Origin of the sequence: Primorskyibacter marinus (genome assembly GCF_003313245.1) — a bacterium.
Lineage (GTDB): Bacteria > Pseudomonadota > Alphaproteobacteria > Rhodobacterales > Rhodobacteraceae > Primorskyibacter > Primorskyibacter marinus.
This window is the reverse complement of record NZ_QJSD01000009.1, coordinates 79328-95862: the sequence shown is the minus strand read 5'-3', so window position 1 is coordinate 95862 and position 16535 is coordinate 79328. Positions and strand designations below refer to the sequence as shown.

General features: G+C 59.8%; 11 protein-coding genes. 9 read left to right on the top strand and 2 right to left on the bottom strand.

All coding sequences use genetic code 11. The features are described from left to right. Positions 1-52: 52 nt before the first annotated feature. Both DMZ65_RS12425 and DMZ65_RS12420 read left to right on the top strand, forming a co-directional pair. On the top strand, positions 53-829 hold the full coding sequence (locus DMZ65_RS12425; RefSeq protein WP_116599200.1) for an HpcH/HpaI aldolase family protein: 777 nt from the start codon (positions 53-55) through the stop codon (positions 827-829). 242 nt (positions 830-1071) lie between these two features. Beyond that, positions 1072-6891, top strand: a complete 5820-nt coding sequence (locus DMZ65_RS12420) for a beta strand repeat-containing protein (RefSeq protein ID WP_116599199.1) — start codon at positions 1072-1074, stop codon at positions 6889-6891. A 50-nt stretch (positions 6892-6941) separates the two neighbouring features. Here the strand turns inward: DMZ65_RS12420 and DMZ65_RS12415 are convergent, their stop codons facing one another. Beyond that, on the bottom strand, positions 6942-7418 hold the full coding sequence (locus tag DMZ65_RS12415; RefSeq protein ID WP_116599240.1) for a MarR family winged helix-turn-helix transcriptional regulator: 477 nt from the start codon (positions 7416-7418) through the stop codon (positions 6942-6944). Positions 7419-7656: 238 nt separating this feature from the next. On the opposite strand from DMZ65_RS12415, the gene ectA reads away from it, so the two are divergent. From ectA to DMZ65_RS12395, 4 genes are read left to right on the top strand one after another with little or no spacing between them, the layout of a single operon-like run. Continuing rightward, positions 7657-8163 carry a diaminobutyrate acetyltransferase gene (gene ectA, locus DMZ65_RS12410; protein WP_116599198.1) on the top strand — a complete coding sequence of 169 codons (507 nt, stop codon included), beginning with the start codon at positions 7657-7659 and terminating at the stop codon, positions 8161-8163. A gap of 53 nt (positions 8164-8216) precedes the next feature. After that, positions 8217-9509 (top strand): diaminobutyrate--2-oxoglutarate transaminase, encoded by a 1293-nt coding sequence (gene ectB, locus DMZ65_RS12405; RefSeq protein WP_116599197.1) that lies wholly within the window; start codon positions 8217-8219, stop codon positions 9507-9509. A gap of 15 nt (positions 9510-9524) precedes the next feature. After that, positions 9525-9917, top strand: coding sequence for an ectoine synthase (locus DMZ65_RS12400; protein ID WP_084353955.1), 393 nt, complete (start codon positions 9525-9527; stop codon positions 9915-9917). A 41-nt stretch (positions 9918-9958) separates the two neighbouring features. Then, on the top strand, positions 9959-11413 hold the full coding sequence (locus DMZ65_RS12395; protein ID WP_116599239.1) for an aspartate kinase: 1455 nt from the start codon (positions 9959-9961) through the stop codon (positions 11411-11413). A gap of 97 nt (positions 11414-11510) precedes the next feature. Here the strand turns inward: DMZ65_RS12395 and metG are convergent, their stop codons facing one another. Then, positions 11511-13223, bottom strand: a complete 1713-nt coding sequence (gene metG / locus DMZ65_RS12390; RefSeq protein ID WP_116599196.1) for a methionine--tRNA ligase — start codon at positions 13221-13223, stop codon at positions 11511-11513. A 362-nt stretch (positions 13224-13585) separates the two neighbouring features. Here metG and modB point away from each other — a divergent pair, with 362 nt between their 5' ends. The 3 genes from modB (at position 13586) to DMZ65_RS12375 (ending at position 16523) form a co-directional block, all read left to right on the top strand. Further along, complete coding sequence (modB, locus tag DMZ65_RS12385; RefSeq protein ID WP_116599195.1) at positions 13586-14281, top strand: molybdate ABC transporter permease subunit; 696 nt, start codon at positions 13586-13588, stop codon at positions 14279-14281. Then, positions 14278-15363 carry a molybdenum ABC transporter ATP-binding protein gene (gene modC, locus DMZ65_RS12380; RefSeq protein ID WP_116599194.1) on the top strand — a complete coding sequence of 362 codons (1086 nt, stop codon included), beginning with the start codon at positions 14278-14280 and terminating at the stop codon, positions 15361-15363. The genes modB and modC overlap by 4 nt, the downstream gene beginning before the upstream one ends. Before the next feature lie 116 nt (positions 15364-15479). Continuing rightward, a complete protein-coding gene (locus DMZ65_RS12375; RefSeq protein WP_116599238.1) occupies positions 15480-16523 on the top strand; it encodes an aldo/keto reductase in 1044 nt (347 codons plus the stop codon). Positions 16524-16535 lie beyond the last annotated feature (12 nt).

Here is a 16535-nt window from a genome sequence, read left to right as displayed (position 1 = left end):
CGGCCCGGATATGTTCGGGCCGCATTCCAACGCACTCCCCGGAGACAGTGCCATGACCGACCTGCCGCGCAATCCTTTCAAACAGGCGTTGAAAGAGGGCAGGGTGCAGCTTGGTCTCTGGTCGATGTTGCCGGATCCGTTCATTGCCGAGATGCTGGCCGAAACCGGCTATGACTGGATCCTGCTGGACACGGAACATTCACCCTCGGATCTGCGGATCGTGGCGAGCCAATTGCAAGCGACCCGTGGCACATCTTCGCATATGGTGGTGCGGCCGCCGGTGAATGATCCGGTGATTATCAAGCGTTTTCTGGATATTGGCGCGCAGTCGCTGCTGTTGCCGATGGTCAATACCGCCGAAGAAGCGCGCGCCGCTGTCGCCGCGACGCGTTATCCGCCCGAAGGCATTCGCGGCGTCGCGGGCACAACGCGGGCGTCGCGCTATGGCAAGGTCGAAGGTTACGCGGCCCGTGCCGCCGAAGAGATCTGCGTTCTGGTGCAGGCAGAAACCCGTCGGGCGCTGGAGCAATTGGAAGAAATCGCTGCGGTTGAAGGCGTCGATGGCATTTTCATTGGTCCCGCCGATCTCGCCGCGAGCATGGGGTTTCCCGGCCAGCCAACCCACCCCGAAGTGATGGATGTGATCGAGGATGCCACGGCGCGTATCGTGGCTGCGGGTCTGCCCGCGGGTATCCTGACGTTCAATGCCGACCTGATCCGACGCGTGACCGCGCGTGGCGCGCAGTTTGTCGCCGTGGGGGTCGATATGTCCCTGTTGCAGGCGTCAGCCGAACAGTTGGCTCATAGCTTTTCTGATTTGAAGAAGTAAACGAATTCCGTTTTCCGCGAAGCTGCGCGGCTGCATGTATTCAGTAAGCTTCTGATATTGTTTGGCATTTCAGGCAGGTCTGCGATGCAGGCCCAGAAAAGTCGGCTTTGTACGCTCGCCTTAATAGAGTATTATTGGTTTGAGTTAATTCATTACGGTTGTATGGGTTATTGACACGTTCATTCCGCATCTGGACGATGATGGTTCGGATGCATTGCCCGGAAAAATAAGGAATACCTGACATGACCACGCTCTCTGCGGGTGACATTGCTTTCATCGGATACACTGGCGAAAGCGTCTTAAGCTCGCTGGATGACAGCTTTGCCTTCGTGCTGTTGCGGGATGTCGATGCATCGACCGTGATCAACATCACCGACAGTGAGTATCAGTCCGGTGCCCTGCGCGGTGACGAAGGCAATATCCGCTGGGTCTCGGGATCGGCACTGACGGCAGGCACGGTCGTGTCAATCGCCGCAAACGCGAATGCCAACACGATCACGGCCAGCGTCGGCAATGCCTCGTTCGATACCAATGGCGGCTTCTTTCTCAATAACTTCTCTTATTCCACGTCAGGCGACCAACTTATCGCGTTCCAGGGCAATGCAGGCGCGGGCGAGACGCCGATCGCGGCGCTGAATACCCGGCCCGATGGCTGGGATCCGGCAGCAAGCGGATCGGATGCGCAACTTCCTCCGGGTCTGACCGATGGCGTGAATGCGTTGCATTTTATTGATACCGGCGTGGTCGATGAATTCGACAACGGCTATTATAACGGTCCAACCAGTGGCACCGCCGACTTCTTGCTGGGCGCGATCAACACGGCGAGCAACTGGGTCGGGCAGAACACGGCTTACCCGACATCCCCGTTTGTTGCGGCGTTCTCGATCTCGGCTGATCTGCCGCCGCAGGAAATCGCTGTTCTGGGCGGCGCGAACGAGATTGTCGACGGCGATTCCACACCCACCATCGTTGATGGCACGGTCTTTGGCGCGGTAGAGGTGACAGGCGGGACCACAAGCCGCAACTACTCTGTCGCGAACCAGGGCGGTGATCCGCTGAACGTGTCTTCGGTTCAGATTACCGGGGCGCATGCCGGTGACTTCTCGGTCACGACCTCGCCTGTGGGGGCTATCGCGGGGTCTTCCAGCGCGCTGTTGACAGTTCAGTTCAACCCATCGGCCGGCGGCGCACGCACCGCCACGATCACCGTCAACAGTGATGACGCGGACGAACCGAGCTACAGTTTCGATGTCTACGCATCCGGTGCCAATCCCGGCTCTGCCACCACGCTTGCGGCCGGCGACATTGCCTTTGTCGGATATAACGCGGATCAGCCTGACGCCTTCGCATTCGTTCTGATGACCGATGTGACGGCCGGCACCACCATCAAGTTTACCGATGGCGGCTGGACCGGGACGACCTTCCGTTCAACGGAAGGGGCGATGCAATGGACGGCACCGTCGGATCTGAGCGCCGGCACCGTGATTACCTATGATGATGCTTCCGAAAATGGCGGGGTGGATTTCTCCGAGACGGATACCGGGTATTTTACGGGTAGCTTCGACATTGGCACCTCTGGCGACCAGATCATTGCCTATCAGGGAACGGCGAATGTGGCTGGCAATGCGAGCACGAACATCGCCGCGATCCACTTTGATTCGGACACGTTCGACAGTGTCTATGTAGACGGGTCCGGTGCCTCGCTGCTGCCGACGGGGCTGGTTGACGGGGATACCGCGATCTCTTTCGGTAATGGTGCGTCAGAGTTCGACAGCGGCGTGTGGACACCCTCTGTTCAGGCGACCGAGGATCTGCTGCGCCAGTCGATCAACAACGAAAGCAACTGGACCGGATCGGATACGCCACAAACGTTGCCAGCGGGGCCTTATGTGCCGACCGGCGGGCCGGTCGCACCAGAGATTGACGTGCTGGGCAATGCCGTTCCCATCGCTTTGGGCGACAGCACGCCGTCATGGGACGATGCCACGATCTTTTCTCCCGTCGGTGTCGGTGATGGCGGGGTTACGGCGACCTACACGATCCGCAACACCGGTAGCGGGACGCTGAACATCGCCTCCGTTGATGTGAGCGGTGCCGATGCCGCACAATTTTCCATCACAAGTGCCCCGGCCTCCAGTGTGGCTGCCGGGGCCTCGACCACGGTGACGGTCACGTTTGATCCGTCAGCCGCCGGACGGCAGGATGCGACCATCACGGTCAACTCTGACGACGCTGACGAAAGCGCCTACAGCTTCGATATCAGTGGAACCGGGATCGCCGCAGGTGGTGGAACGGCATTGTCGGCTGGCGGCGCGGCAATCATCGGCTACAATTCAATCGGTGCCGATAGTTTTGCCTTTGTTTTGCTCAGAGATGTGGTTGCGGGGACCGAATTGCGGTTTACCGATGGCGGCTGGACCGGGACGACCTTCCGTTCCAGCGAAGGTGCGGGCCGCTGGATCGCGCCTACGGATCTGCCTGCGGGCACTGTTATCACCTATGATGATCTGCTGACCAATGGTGGAGATGATTTCTTTCCCGTGCTCGACGGCTATTTTACGGGCAGTTTCGGCCCGTCGAGCGCCGGCGACCAGATCATGCTGTATCAAGGTGTCGCAGATATCAGCGGGGCAGCTGTTAGCAATGTCTTCGCGCTGCATTTCGATGCCACCAATTTTGATACAATCTACGCTGATACAACTGGAAATTCCCTTGTGCCGATCGGGCTGATCGATGGGGTCAACGCCATCTCTCTGGGCGAAAATCCGGTTGTCTCGGTTCCCGAATATGAAAACGGCGTTTATTCCGGCCCCACCAACCTGTCATTTCCTGCATTGCTGACTGCAATCAGTGACGAGTCCAACTGGACGCTCTCGCACACTGTTGCGCAGACTTTTCCATCGGGCCCGTTGGGCGATACTGCACCGACGGTGGATGTAAACACCGGCCTGGCTGTCTCGGAAGAGGCGAGCGTAACACTGACGACCGCGATGTTGCTGGCCACCGATGCCGAAGGCGACACGCTGACCTATACCGTCACCAGCCTGCCCGCGGCCGGTACGCTGACGCTGTCGGGAACGCCGCTGGCGGCGAATGATACGTTCACCCAACAGGATATCATCGACGGCAACGTGGCTTGGGCCGATGGCGGCGCCGGGATTCTGTCGAGTTATGACATTGTGCTGTCCCTGTCGGATGGAAGCAACGTGCAGGCGGTGACGGTAAATGTTGCGGTGACGCTGACCGATGATGCGCCGGAGCTGGCCGGCCTGACCCCGGATCTGAGCGTTGCCGAAGATACCGTCGTAGGTCTGGACCTTAGTCAGCTTGACTATTCCGACGAAGAAGATGCGATCAACACTCTGACGATTGATGCTGCGACCGGTACGTTCCAAAGCGTCGCGAACGGGGCCGGGCTGGGCGTTGTCGCGACTCTGGTGGATACCAATACCGTTACGCTGAGTGGCACGCAGGCAGCTATCAACGACTATCTGAATGTCGCGGGCAACATCACATATCTGGGGCAGGCGGACCTGTCGGGCGACGATGCCGACGCGCTGAGTTTTACCGGTTTCGACGGCGTCAACACGACAGCACTGGGAAGCGTCGCGGTTGACATCGTGAACGATCCCGAGCTTACGCTTACGATTGATCAATCCTCGATTTCCGAGAATGGCGGCACGGCCACCGGAACGGTGACACGCGATGGCGCGACCACCGATGCGTTGATTGTTACAATCGGGACAGATGATCCTAGCGAAACCTCTGTTCCGGCGACAGTGACGATCCTTGCGGGAAACAGTTCTGCGACATTCTCTGTGCAGGGCGTTGACGATGCTGTGTTGGACGGCACGCAGACCGCAACGCTCAGCGTGTCCGCCGCTGGCTATACGGGCGACAGCGAAACGCTGGATGTGACCGATGACGACGTTCTGACGGCTGTTGATGACCTGTTCACCTTTGCCGATACGGTGACAGGGGCCGTCGCGGGGCTTGATGTCTTTGCCGCCAATCCCACGCTGATCGACGTGTTCGCGCCGCTTGGCGGCGTGGTGACGCAGGTCAATGGCAGCGCCCTTGGCGTCGGTGCCGATGTCGTGCTGGGATCGGGGAACACCGTCAATCTGGGGTCCGATGGAAAGCTGACCTACACGATCAATGCGGATAACCAATGGCTGCCGTTGGGCGATGTTCTGACCGAGACTTTCACCTACCAGCTTGGCGGGCTCAGCACGGCGACCGTGACATTGCGCATTGACGGCGTGGACAATGACGACCTGTTCACGCCCACCCCAGGGACCGATACGTTTGACGGCGGGGTCGGAACAAACAGCATTACTTACGCGGCCGCTACGAGCGGAGTTGTCGTGGACCTTGCCGACTCTGCCGACAATGGCGGTGCGGCCTTGGGTGACGTGCTGGCAAATTTCCAGATCCTGACCGGCAGTGCCTTCGATGACGTGCTAAGCGGTTCAGGCGGGGCGGAAGTGATCAACGCGCTGGCCGGAAACGATGTGCTGCAAGGGCGTGGCGCGGGGGATACGCTGAACGGCGGCGACGGGCTTGACTGGCTGTCCTATGCGGATTCCACCGTCGGCGTGACAGTCGACCTGGGGGCCGGAACGTCCAGCGGTGGCGATGCCGCCGGCGACAGTTTCACGGGTATCGAGCGTGTTCTGGGCAGCGCCCAAAATGACACGCTCATAGGCTCTGTGGATGGCGATACCTTGCGTGGCGGAGATGGCGACGACAGCATTGTTGGCGGTGATGGGCGCGACTGGGCCGATTATCGCGGTGCGGGCGGTGCGGTGCAGATCGACCTCAACGCCGGAACGGCTGTCGGCGCGGCGGGCAACGATACGCTGTCAGCGATCGAAAATCTGATCGGCACGGGGTTTTCTGACGATTTGACCGGCAACAGCGAGGTCAACGTCTTGCGCGGTGGTTTGGGGGCCGACAGGCTTTCCGGTATGGCCGGTGCTGACTGGGCAGACTATCGCGATTCAGCTGTTCCCGTCTCGGTTAACCTGGCCACGGGCGTGGCGTCCGGGGGGGCCGCTGAAGGCGACGTGCTGAACAGTATTGAAAATCTCATGGGCTCCGGTGGTGATGATACGCTGACGGGTAGCAGCGCGGTGGTCAACGTCCTGCGTGGCGGCGCAGGGGCCGATGTATTAACCGGCACGGGCGAAGACTGGTTGGATTATCGCGGGTCCGAGGCCGTGACCGTCAACCTGCTGAACGGCACTTTCCTGGGTGGCGACGCTGTCGGCGATACGGTCTCGGGCCTTCCGAACCTGTTGGGAACCGCCGAAGCGGACAGCCTGACAGGCGATGCGAATGACAACATCATTCGTGGCGGCGAAGGCAATGATACGATGGACGGCGGCGCGGGCTTCGATTGGCTTGACTACCGCGACGCATCCGCAGCCGTCACGATCGACACTGGCACGTCGGTCGCAGCGGGGTGGGCGACGGGCGACAGCTTTACCGGTTTCGAGGGCGTCATGGGGTCAGACTTTGCCGATAATTTGACCGGGTCCAACTCCGTCGCCGTCGATGAGGTCTTTCGTGGCGGTATGGGTGCCGACACGATGGACGGCGGGCTTGGGATCGACTGGCTGGATTATCGTGGCGGCGAAGGGCCGGTAAGCGTTTCGCTGGATGCCGGGGTCGGCACGGATGGCGATGCCGCCGGAGACGTGGTGTCAGGTTTTGAAAACCTCATCGGCACCGGCTTCGGTGATACACTCGAAGGCGATGGGAACGCGAACCTTATCAGGGGGGGCGACGGGGCGGACGAGATCAACGGCCTTGGGGGTGATGATACGCTGATGGGCCAAGATGGCGACGACACGTTTATCTTCGGGGCAGGCAGTGACGATATTTATGGTGGGGCCGGCACGGACACATTAGATGTGTCGGGCCGTACTTCGGCGGACTTCGCGATTGTCACCAACAGCGCTACTCACGTCACGGTGACCGACCTCACGTTCGGAGATGTGGACGAGCTTTACTACGTTGAAAGCATCGTATTCGCCGATACCACCCTGCTGATCTGACGAGAGGACATTGCGCTTGGAGCATATACCAACGCGCCAGGCGCAATGTGTCAGTGTGTGTTACGGAAATCGCCGCTATCCAACACCGGTGCCACATCCAGTTCTGCCGCATCCAGCATCGCCGCAATACGTTCCAAAGACGAGATCAACTGCGCCTGCTCCCATTCCTGCAATGCCTCGAACTGCCGCACATAGCGTTGTTGCAGGGCGTCCGGCGCAGTATCCACGGTTTCTACTCCGCGCGGTGTCAGCGTGATATTGATCTGTCGGCGATCCGCTTCGGATTTGGTGCGACACACCATGCCCTGCTTTTCCAGCTTGTCGATCAATGATGTGATGGTCGCTTGCGACACGCCCATCTGCTTGGAAATGTCCTTTGGCGTCATCATGGCATTTTCGGACACGATCTGAAGCACGCGGAACTGCACGGCGGTCAACCCTGCGGCCGAGGCCAGTTTCCGCCCATAAATCTCTGTCGCGCGCAAAATCTTGCGCAGCGCGATCAGGCTGATGTCAGTCCGGTTCATTTTCGCCAACTCTCTGCTAACCTGCTCTATCGTGGCAGAAGCAGTGGAATGTTTCAATTCAGCGAAGTGATTTGACAGTCGTTTGTGTTCGGTTTGTTGCATCATGGCCTAAAGCTAAGGAGTTTTGCGATGATTTCAAATAGTTTAAGCATTAAACGCAAAATATACTTTGCTTCTTGAAATTTCAGGCTTCACACTATATTTAGCTAATCGAAGGAAATAATGAGAGCGTGAACTTATGACCAAGCAGCTAGAATTCCGTAAGCCGACAGCCAAGGACGGGTCCAACATCTGTGACCTCATTGAGGCGTGCAAGCCGCTCGACGAGAATTCGATGTACTGCAATCTGATCCAGTGCGACCATTTCGCCGACACTTGCATTGTCGCGGAACAAGATGGTCAAATCGTGGGTTGGATCTCGGGGCATATTCCACCTTCGCAAGAGGACACGCTCTTTGTCTGGCAGGTTGCCGTTCATCCGGACGCGCGCGGGATCGGTCTTGCTGGCCGTATGCTGGCAGATCTGATCGAACGTGACGAATTGGATGATGTAAAGCAAATCCAGACGACGATCACCGGGGACAATGATGCGTCCTGGGGCCTGTTCAAGGGCTTTGCCAAGCGCATCGGTGCGGACGTTTCGGACGAACCGCATTTCACACGCAAGGATCACTTTGACGGACGGCACGCGACCGAGCACATGGTCACCATCGCCTTCCGCGAGGCTCTGCGCAAAGCAGCCTGATCCACCTCTCATCCCCAAATTTTTCGCTCGATTGCACAATCGAAGGATACCCCATGTCTACTGAAAACATCGCTGACACCACGATTTATACACGCCGCGAATCTGAAGCGCGCAGCTACTGCCGCAGCTTCGATACGGTGTTCACCTCTGCCTCTGGTTCGGAAATGACCGATTCCAAGGGCGAAACCTATATCGATTTTCTTGCCGGCTGTTCGTCGTTGAACTACGGGCATAACGACCCGGATATGAAGGCTGCGCTGATCGACCATATCAGCCGCGACGGGATGAGCCACGCGCTCGACCTGCATACCGATGCCAAATCGCAGTTTCTGGAGGCGTTCGAGCGCCTTATTCTGAAACCGCGCGATATGGACTACAAGGTTATGATGACCGGCCCGACCGGCACCAACGCCGTTGAGGCCGCGATGAAGCTGGCCCGGAAGGTCACTGGCCGCCGGAACATCATCGCGTTCACCAATGGGTTCCACGGGATGACCATGGGCGCGCTCAGCCTGACTGGTAACTCGTCCAAGCGTGGTGGCGCGGGCGGTGGTCTTTTGGCTGACGTGACGCATATGCCTTATGATGGCGCTTTCGGTGAGGGCGTGGATACACTGGCGCAGATCGAGATGATGCTGTCCAACGGGTCCAGCGGCATCGACGCACCCGCCGCGTTTATTGTGGAGCCTGTCCAGGGCGAGGGTGGTCTGAACGCCGCATCGACCGAGTGGATGCAGGGCATCGCGCGTCTCGCCAAGGAACATGGCGCATTGCTGATTGTCGACGACATTCAGGCGGGTTGTGGCCGTACCGGCACGTTCTTCAGCTTCGAGAAAATGGGGATCGAGCCGGATCTTATCCCGATGGCCAAATCGTTTTCCGGTATGGGCCTGCCATTCGCGGCACTGCTGATCAAACCAGAGCATGACATCTGGAAGCCGGCCGAACATAACGGCACGTTCCGTGGCAACACCCATGCCTTCGTGACGGCACGCGTCGCGTTGGAGAAATTCTGGGCCGATGACGCTTTCCAGCAGATGCTGGGCGAGAAGGCGATGATGCTGACCAGCGGATTGCAGGCCATTGCCGAGGAAGTTCCGGGCGCGACACTCAAAGGACGGGGCCTGATGCAGGGCATCGACGTCGGCTCTGGCGAACTGGCCTCTGAAATCTGTGCCCGTGCCTTCGAAATGGGCCTCATCATCGAAACATCGGGTGCCGAGGACGAAGTCGTCAAGGTTCTCGCGCCGCTGACCACGCCGAACCAACTGTTCCGCAAGGGTCTGGATATTCTGCTCGACGCCACCCGCGCCACCGTGGCGGGCCACCGTCTGGCAGCACAGTAAGAAGGAAAGCCGACAATGATTGTTCGTGACTTCAACAAGATCGTAAAAGACGAAAAGACCCGTGTGGTTTCTGACGCTGACTGGACATCCGTGCGGATGCTGCTGGCAGATGATGGCATGGGGTTTTCGTTCCATATCACGTTTCTCGACGCAGGCTCGGAGCACACGTTCGAGTACAAGAACCATTTCGAGAGCGTGTATTGCATGAAGGGCGAAGGCTCGATCACCGATCTCGCGACCGGCGAGACGCATGAAATCCGCCCCGGCGTGATGTATGCTCTCGACAAGCACGACCGCCACGTTCTGCGCGCCGAGAAAGAGCTGGTCATGGCCTGCTGTTTCAACCCGCCTGTGACCGGCAAGGAAGTGCACCGTGAAGATGGGTCTTACGAACTCGTCGACTCTTGAACGCCAGAAAAGGCCCCATCGGGGCCGGGATGGATCAACTGATGACCAAAACATCGCATACTGTCGAGAAAATCGGCGGCACATCGATGAGTCGCGTGAAAGAACTGCGCGACACACTGATCGCCGGACCGCATCGTCAGAACAACCTGTATAACCGAATCTTCGTGGTCTCCGCCTTTGGCGGGATCACCGACCTGCTGTTGGAACATAAGAAGTCTGGCAAGCCGGGTGTCTACGCATTGTTTTCCAATGCTGATGACGATCACGGCTGGCTGGATGCGTTGACAGAGGTTGGTCGCGAAATGTCCAAGGCGCATATGGATGTGCTGGAGCATGCGGCGGATCGGCAATCAGCCGATGAATTTGTGCGCGACCGTATCGAAGGCGCACGCAGTTGCCTGTTCGATCTTCAGCGGCTGTGCTCTTACGGGCATTTCCGCCTGTCGCACCATATGTTGGTGATCCGCGAGCTTCTGTCCGGGCTGGGTGAAGCGCATTCGGCGTTTGTGACCTCGCTGCTGTTGCAGCGGCATGGCGTGAACGCGCGGTTTGTCGATCTGTCAGGCTGGCGCGACAGTGCCGAAGTTGATCTGGAAACCCGGATCAAGCAGGGTCTGGCGGATGTTGACCTGACGACTGAATTGCCGATCGTGACCGGCTACGCCCAGTGTTCCGAGGGGTTGATGAAGGAATTTGACCGCGGCTATTCCGAGGTTACATTCTCCAACCTTGCGGCGCTGACCGACGCGAAAGAGGCGATTATCCATAAGGAGTTCCACCTCTGTTCCGCCGATCCGCGTCTTGTGGGCGAGGAAAACGCCCGCAAGATCGGTCGCACGAATTATGATGTGGCGGACCAGTTGTCGAATATGGGGATGGAGGCGATCCATCCGAAAGCTGCCAAGATCCTGCGCCGGGCCGAAGTGCCGCTGCGGGTCACCAACGCCTTTGAACCCGAAGATCCCGGCACGCTGATTGACGAAGCGCCTGCCGATGTGCCGTCGGTCGAGATCGTGACAGGTCTGGACGTGGTTGCGCTGGAACTGTTCGAGCCGGACATGGTCGGGGTCAAAGGCTATGACACTGCGGTGCTGGAAGCGCTGCGCCGTCACAATGTCCGAATTGTCTCGAAGACGTCGAATGCCAACACGATCACGCATTATGTCGAGGCATCGCTGAAAACCGTGCGCCGCGTGTCCGCCGATCTGGAAAAACTGTACCCGTCAGCCGAGATGCAGGTGCGTGCGCTTGCCATTGCTTCGGTCATCGGGCGCGATCTGTCCGGATTGAAGGTTCTGCTGCGCGGCCTGACAGCGATGGACCGCGAAGATATCGAGGTTCTGGGTGCCCATCAGGGGCCACGCCGTGTGGACGTTCAGTTCGTCATCGGCCGCGATCATCTGGGGGCGGCGATCAAGACCCTGAATGCCGAATATATCGGCACGACCGAGGTGCAGGGCACCGAGAGTGACATAGTCAGCAAGCGCGCCGCCTGACACGCGCCTTGCAAGCGAACAAATAAAAGACCGCGCCGGATAATCCCGGCGCGGTCTTTTTCGTTACGTTACAGCGCAGACCGGCGTAGTGGCTTGCCTAGCTGCGGAGGCCCGAGAACCGTTCTTGCCAGCCTTCGCGCTCTTCATCCGAGATCTTGCGAAAGGTCACATCCGGGACGGTGAAGGCATGGCCGGGCGTCAGCAGTTGCAGGGCGGCGGGCACATCGTCGGGCCAGCTGCCATCCTCGGTCTGCATCGCTTCCATCATCTGCGCTGACGCGTCGGGGATGAAGGGCGCGGACAACACCGCATAAAGCCGGATCAGGTTCAGCGCGAGACGGATCTGCATCGCAGCGGCCTCGGGGTCTGTCTTGAAGGTCGTCCAAGGCGCGGCGTCTTGCAGATATTCATTGCCTGCCACCCAGATTGCCCGCAATTCACCTGCGGACTTGCGGACATCCATTGCCTCCATATGGGCCTCATAGGCGCGGATACGGGTGCTCAGGGTCTCGATCAGTGCCTCTTCGCGCGGGCCGTAAGCGCCGCCTTCGGGCACGGCTTCAGAGAATTTAGAGCGGCAGAACTTGGTCACACGGCTGACGAAATTGCCCAGCACATCCGCCAGATCCTTGTTCACCGATGTCTGGAAATTCTCCCATGTGAATTCGCTGTCGCTGCTTTCGGGCGCGTGGCTGAGCAGCCACCAGCGCCAATAATCCGCTGGCAGGATTTCCAGCGCCTGATCCATGAACACACCCCGGCCCTGCGAGGTGCTGAACTGACCACCGTCATAATTCAGGTAGTTGAAGCTCTTGATGTAATCCACCAGCTTCCACGGCTCGCCCGACCCCAGAATGGTCGCAGGGAAGCTGAGCGTATGGAAGGGCACGTTGTCCTTGCCCATGAACTGGGTATAGCGCACGTCGTCGGCACCCTTGTCGGTCCGCCACCAGCGTTCCCAATCGGTGCCCTTGCCAGCATCCACCCATTCCTGAGCGGCGGCGATATATTCGATCGGCGCATCGAACCAGACATAGAAGACCTTGCCTTCCATGCCCGGCCAATCCTCGGTGCCTTTCTTGACCGGCACGCCCCAGGCCAGATCGCGGGTGATGCCCCGGTCCTGAAGCCCGTCGCCATCGGTCAGCCATTTCTTCGCGATCGAGGTGGTCAGGATCGGCCAGCCCTCGCGCGTGTCGATCCATTCCTCCAGTTGGTCCTTCATCTGCGACTGACACAGATACAGATGCTTGGTCTCGCGGACTTCCAGATCGGTCGATCCGGAAATCGCGCTGCGCGGATCAATCAGATCCGTGGGGTCAAGCTGCTTGGTGCAGTTCTCGCACTGATCGCCGCGCGCCTTGTCATAGCCGCAGTTCGGGCAGGTGCCCTCGATATAGCGGTCGGGCAGGAAGCGTCCGTCGGTGTTGGAATAGACCTGTTTTTCGCTGACTTCGCGGATCAGTCCGGCCTCGGCCAGACGTCCGGCGAAATGCTGCGTCAATACCTTGTTCTGCTCGCTGGAGGACCGCCCGAAATGGTCAAAGGACAGGCGGAACCCTTCGGCGATCTTTGACTGCACCGCGTGCATCTCGGCGCAATATTCGGCCACCGGCTTGCCAGCCTTTGCGGCGGCCAGTTCGGCAGGGGTTCCGTGTTCGTCCGTGGCGCATAGAAACAGCACCTCATTGCCACGCCCGCGTTGAAACCGGGCGTAGAGGTCCGCGGGCAACTGGCTGCCCACAAGATTGCCGAGGTGCTTGATCCCGTTGATATAGGGGATCGCCGAAGTGATAAGATGGCGTGCCATGAAAGTCCTTGTCTTCAGTCCGCCTTCCTCTAACGTCTAACGCGGCCAAGGACCAGAGGGCAGAGCGGGTGCGGTCGTCCGATGCAGGTCACGCGTATCCGTGCCAGAGCGAAGCAAGGATGGGGCAGCGATCCACGGCGTCAGGGGGGCTACTTGTGCAATCGCGCGGCCCAGGACTTGCCCGACCCTGACAATGTGATCCGGGGCGTGTGTTTTCAGGGCAATCGCGACCAAAGCGGCCTTGCCAAGCTGAAGCTGTCTGGCACATCTTGCGGCGGACCGTCTTTTTGCAAGGAATCCTGCCATTGATGGAAAACATGCGGCCTCTTTGCCTTACGCGTTCGGCGCGCTAGACCTGCGGCATGGCATTTCTTGGACCAGATGAATGGCAGGCGGTGGCACTGTCGCTGAAAGTGGCCTGTCTGGCCGTCGCGGCCAGCCTGCCATTCGGGCTGGGCATGGCGTTGCTTTTGGCGCGTGGGCGGTTTCCGGGGCGGCATCTGCTGAACGGGATCGTGCATCTGCCGCTGATATTGCCGCCGGTGGTGACGGGCTATGTGCTGCTTCTGGGCTTTGGCAGGCGTGGACCGATCGGTGGATTTCTGGAAAGCGTCTTTGGCATTGTAGTGGCGTTCCGCTGGACGGGTGCTGCACTCGCTGCGGCGATCATGGCGTTTCCGCTGATGGTGCGGGCCATGCGACTGGCGATTGAAAGCGTCGATCCAGGGCTGGAGGAAGCGGCCGCGACCCTGGGTGCGTCGCGCCTGCGCGTATTTTTGACCGTGACGCTGCCTTTGATCCTGCCCGGCGTGATCGCGGGCGCGATCCTCGCTTTTGCCAAGGCAATGGGAGAGTTCGGCGCCACGATCACCTTCGTGTCCAACATTCCCGGCGAGACGCGCACGGTGCCCTCGGCCATCTACGCCTTCCTGCAAGTGCCGGGCGGCGAGGCCTCTGCTTTGCGGCTGGTCGTCGTGTCGGTTGTCGTGGCGATGGCCGCGCTGGTGGTGTCAGAAGTAATGGCGCGCAGGGTCACGGCACGGGTCGCGGGAAGATGAGCCTGTCCGTCGCGATACGCCACAGCTTTGCAGATTTTGCACTGGATGTCGGCTTTGACGCGCCGGCCGGTGTCACGGTGCTGTTCGGTCATTCGGGATCGGGCAAATCGACCGTGGTGAAGGCCGTCGCGGGGCTGCTCCGGCCAGATGCCGGACGGATCAGCGTCAATGGTCGTGTGTTGCTGGACACCGCGTCGCGCGTCTCTGTCCCGGTGCATCGGCGCGGGCTGGGGTATGTTTTTCAGGACGGTCGGCTGTTTCCGCACCTGACCGTGCAGGGCAACCTGACCTATGCGCGTCGTGCCACGGGCGACAGGTTTGACAGCGTTGTCGATATTCTGGGGCTGGGCCGTCTGCTGGATCGGCGTCCCGGCGCATTGTCTGGCGGCGAGGCACAGCGGGTGGCCATTGGCCGCGCGCTTCTGTCCGACCCCGCGATGCTGTTGATGGATGAACCGCTGGCCGCACTGGACGCCCCGCGCAAAGCCGAGATCCTGCCCTTTCTGGACAGGCTTTGTTCCGAGTCCGGCGTGCCGATCCTATATGTCACCCACGCCGTGGCAGAGGTCGCGCGCCTGGCAAGTCACATCGTCCTGCTGGAAAATGGCCGGGTGCTGCGGTCCGGTCCGGCGGCGCAACTATTGGCCGATCCCGCGCTGGTGCCGCATATGGGCGTGCGCGATGCGGGCGCGCTGCTGAATGCGCGTGTGGTCGCACATCATCCCGACGGGCTGACCGAGCTGGCCGGCCCCGGAGGACCGCTGTTCCTGCCCGGTGTCAGTCGCGCGCCGGGCGACCGCATACGCGTGCGCATACTTGCGCAGGACGTCATCCTGACCCGCACCCGGCCGAAAGGTCTGTCGGCGCTGAATATCCTGGAAGGCACGATCCGCACCATGCATCATGGGGACGGACCCGGCGTGGTGGTTCAGCTTGCCGTGGGTGACGAACATCTGCTGGCGCGGATCACCCGCCGCAGTGCCGAGACGTTGGAACTGGCCACAGGACAGACGTGCTTTGCCGTGTTGAAATCCGTCGCCGTGTCGCAGGTCGATATAGCCGAGCCCGCACCAACCCCGTAACACCACCGCTGTCGCCAGAGCCACTCCGGCCAATGGTATCGGGCGGCGCATTCGCAATTCAAACCCGGCGCGGCTCACCCTATGGTCTGCCGGGGTCGCAACAGGAGAATGACAGAATGAAGATGAAGCCGCTCGGCCGCACCGGTCTTGACGTGTCAGAGTTTTGCCTTGGAACCATGACCTTTGGCGTTCAGACGCCGCAGGACGAGGCGCATGCGCAGATTGACCGGGCGCTGGCCGCGGGGATCAACTTCATCGACACGGCCGAGATGTACCCGGTGAACCCGGTCAAGGCGGAAACCATCGGCCTGACCGAAGAGATCATCGGCACCTGGTTTGCCACCACGGGGCGTCGCAAAGACGTGATCCTGGCCACCAAACATTCCGGCGAGGGGCAAAAGATGGTCCGGGATGGCGCGCCGATTTCCGCAAAGACGATCCGCGAGACACTTGAGGGGTCGCTGAAACGGCTGAAGACCGATTATGTCGACCTTTATCAATTCCACTGGCCCAACCGTGGCAGCTATATGTTCCGGCAGAACTGGCACTACGATCCGTCGGGGCAAAACAAGACCGATACCGTCGCGGACATGGAAGAATGTATCGACGCGCTGCAAAAAGAGGTCGCGCGCGGCACGATCCGGCATTTCGGCATGTCCAATGAAAGCGTCTGGGGCACGATGATGTGGAACGCCATCGCCGACCGGATGGGCGGCCCGCGCATTCAGACGGTTCAGAACGAATATTCACTGCTTTGTCGGTTGGCGGACACTGATCTGGCAGAGATGTGCGTCAATGAAGATGTGGGGCTTTTGCCTTTTTCGCCCTTGGGATGCGGTTATCTGACCGGCAAGTATCAGGGCGGCAAGATCCCGGAAAAGTCGCGTATGTCGCTGAACCCGGACATGGGTGGACGCCGGAATGATCGTGTCTTGACCGCAGTCGAGGCCTATCTGGAGGTCGCGCGCAACTTCGGTATGGACCCGGTGCATATGTCGCTGGCCTGGTCGGCGCGGCGTCCGTTTGTGGTTTCCTCAATATTTGGAGCAACGACACTCGCACAGTTGGATCACCTGTTGGGGGCGGCTGATGTGACGCTTTCATCCGAGCTGCTCGACGCGTTGGATGCTGCGCATCGGGCGCATCCTATGCCCTACTGAGATTTGCCCCGG

Excerpts from the sequence above, each read along its gene's own strand:
- DMZ65_RS12425 (WP_116599200.1), top strand. The coding sequence starts at position 53 with ATGACCGACCTGCCGCGCAATCCTTTCAAACAGGCGTTGAAAGAGGGC.
- DMZ65_RS12420 (WP_116599199.1), top strand. The coding sequence starts at position 1,072 with ATGACCACGCTCTCTGCGGGTGACATTGCTTTCATCGGATACACTGGC.
- DMZ65_RS12415 (WP_116599240.1), bottom strand. The coding sequence starts at position 7,418 with ATGAACCGGACTGACATCAGCCTGATCGCGCTGCGCAAGATTTTGCGC.
- ectA (WP_116599198.1), top strand. The coding sequence starts at position 7,657 with ATGACCAAGCAGCTAGAATTCCGTAAGCCGACAGCCAAGGACGGGTCC.
- ectB (WP_116599197.1), top strand. The coding sequence starts at position 8,217 with ATGTCTACTGAAAACATCGCTGACACCACGATTTATACACGCCGCGAA.
- DMZ65_RS12400 (WP_084353955.1), top strand. The coding sequence starts at position 9,525 with ATGATTGTTCGTGACTTCAACAAGATCGTAAAAGACGAAAAGACCCGT.
- DMZ65_RS12395 (WP_116599239.1), top strand. The coding sequence starts at position 9,959 with ATGACCAAAACATCGCATACTGTCGAGAAAATCGGCGGCACATCGATG.
- metG (WP_116599196.1), bottom strand. The coding sequence starts at position 13,223 with ATGGCACGCCATCTTATCACTTCGGCGATCCCCTATATCAACGGGATC.
- modB (WP_116599195.1), top strand. The coding sequence starts at position 13,586 with ATGGCATTTCTTGGACCAGATGAATGGCAGGCGGTGGCACTGTCGCTG.
- modC (WP_116599194.1), top strand. The coding sequence starts at position 14,278 with ATGAGCCTGTCCGTCGCGATACGCCACAGCTTTGCAGATTTTGCACTG.
- DMZ65_RS12375 (WP_116599238.1), top strand. The coding sequence starts at position 15,480 with ATGAAGATGAAGCCGCTCGGCCGCACCGGTCTTGACGTGTCAGAGTTT.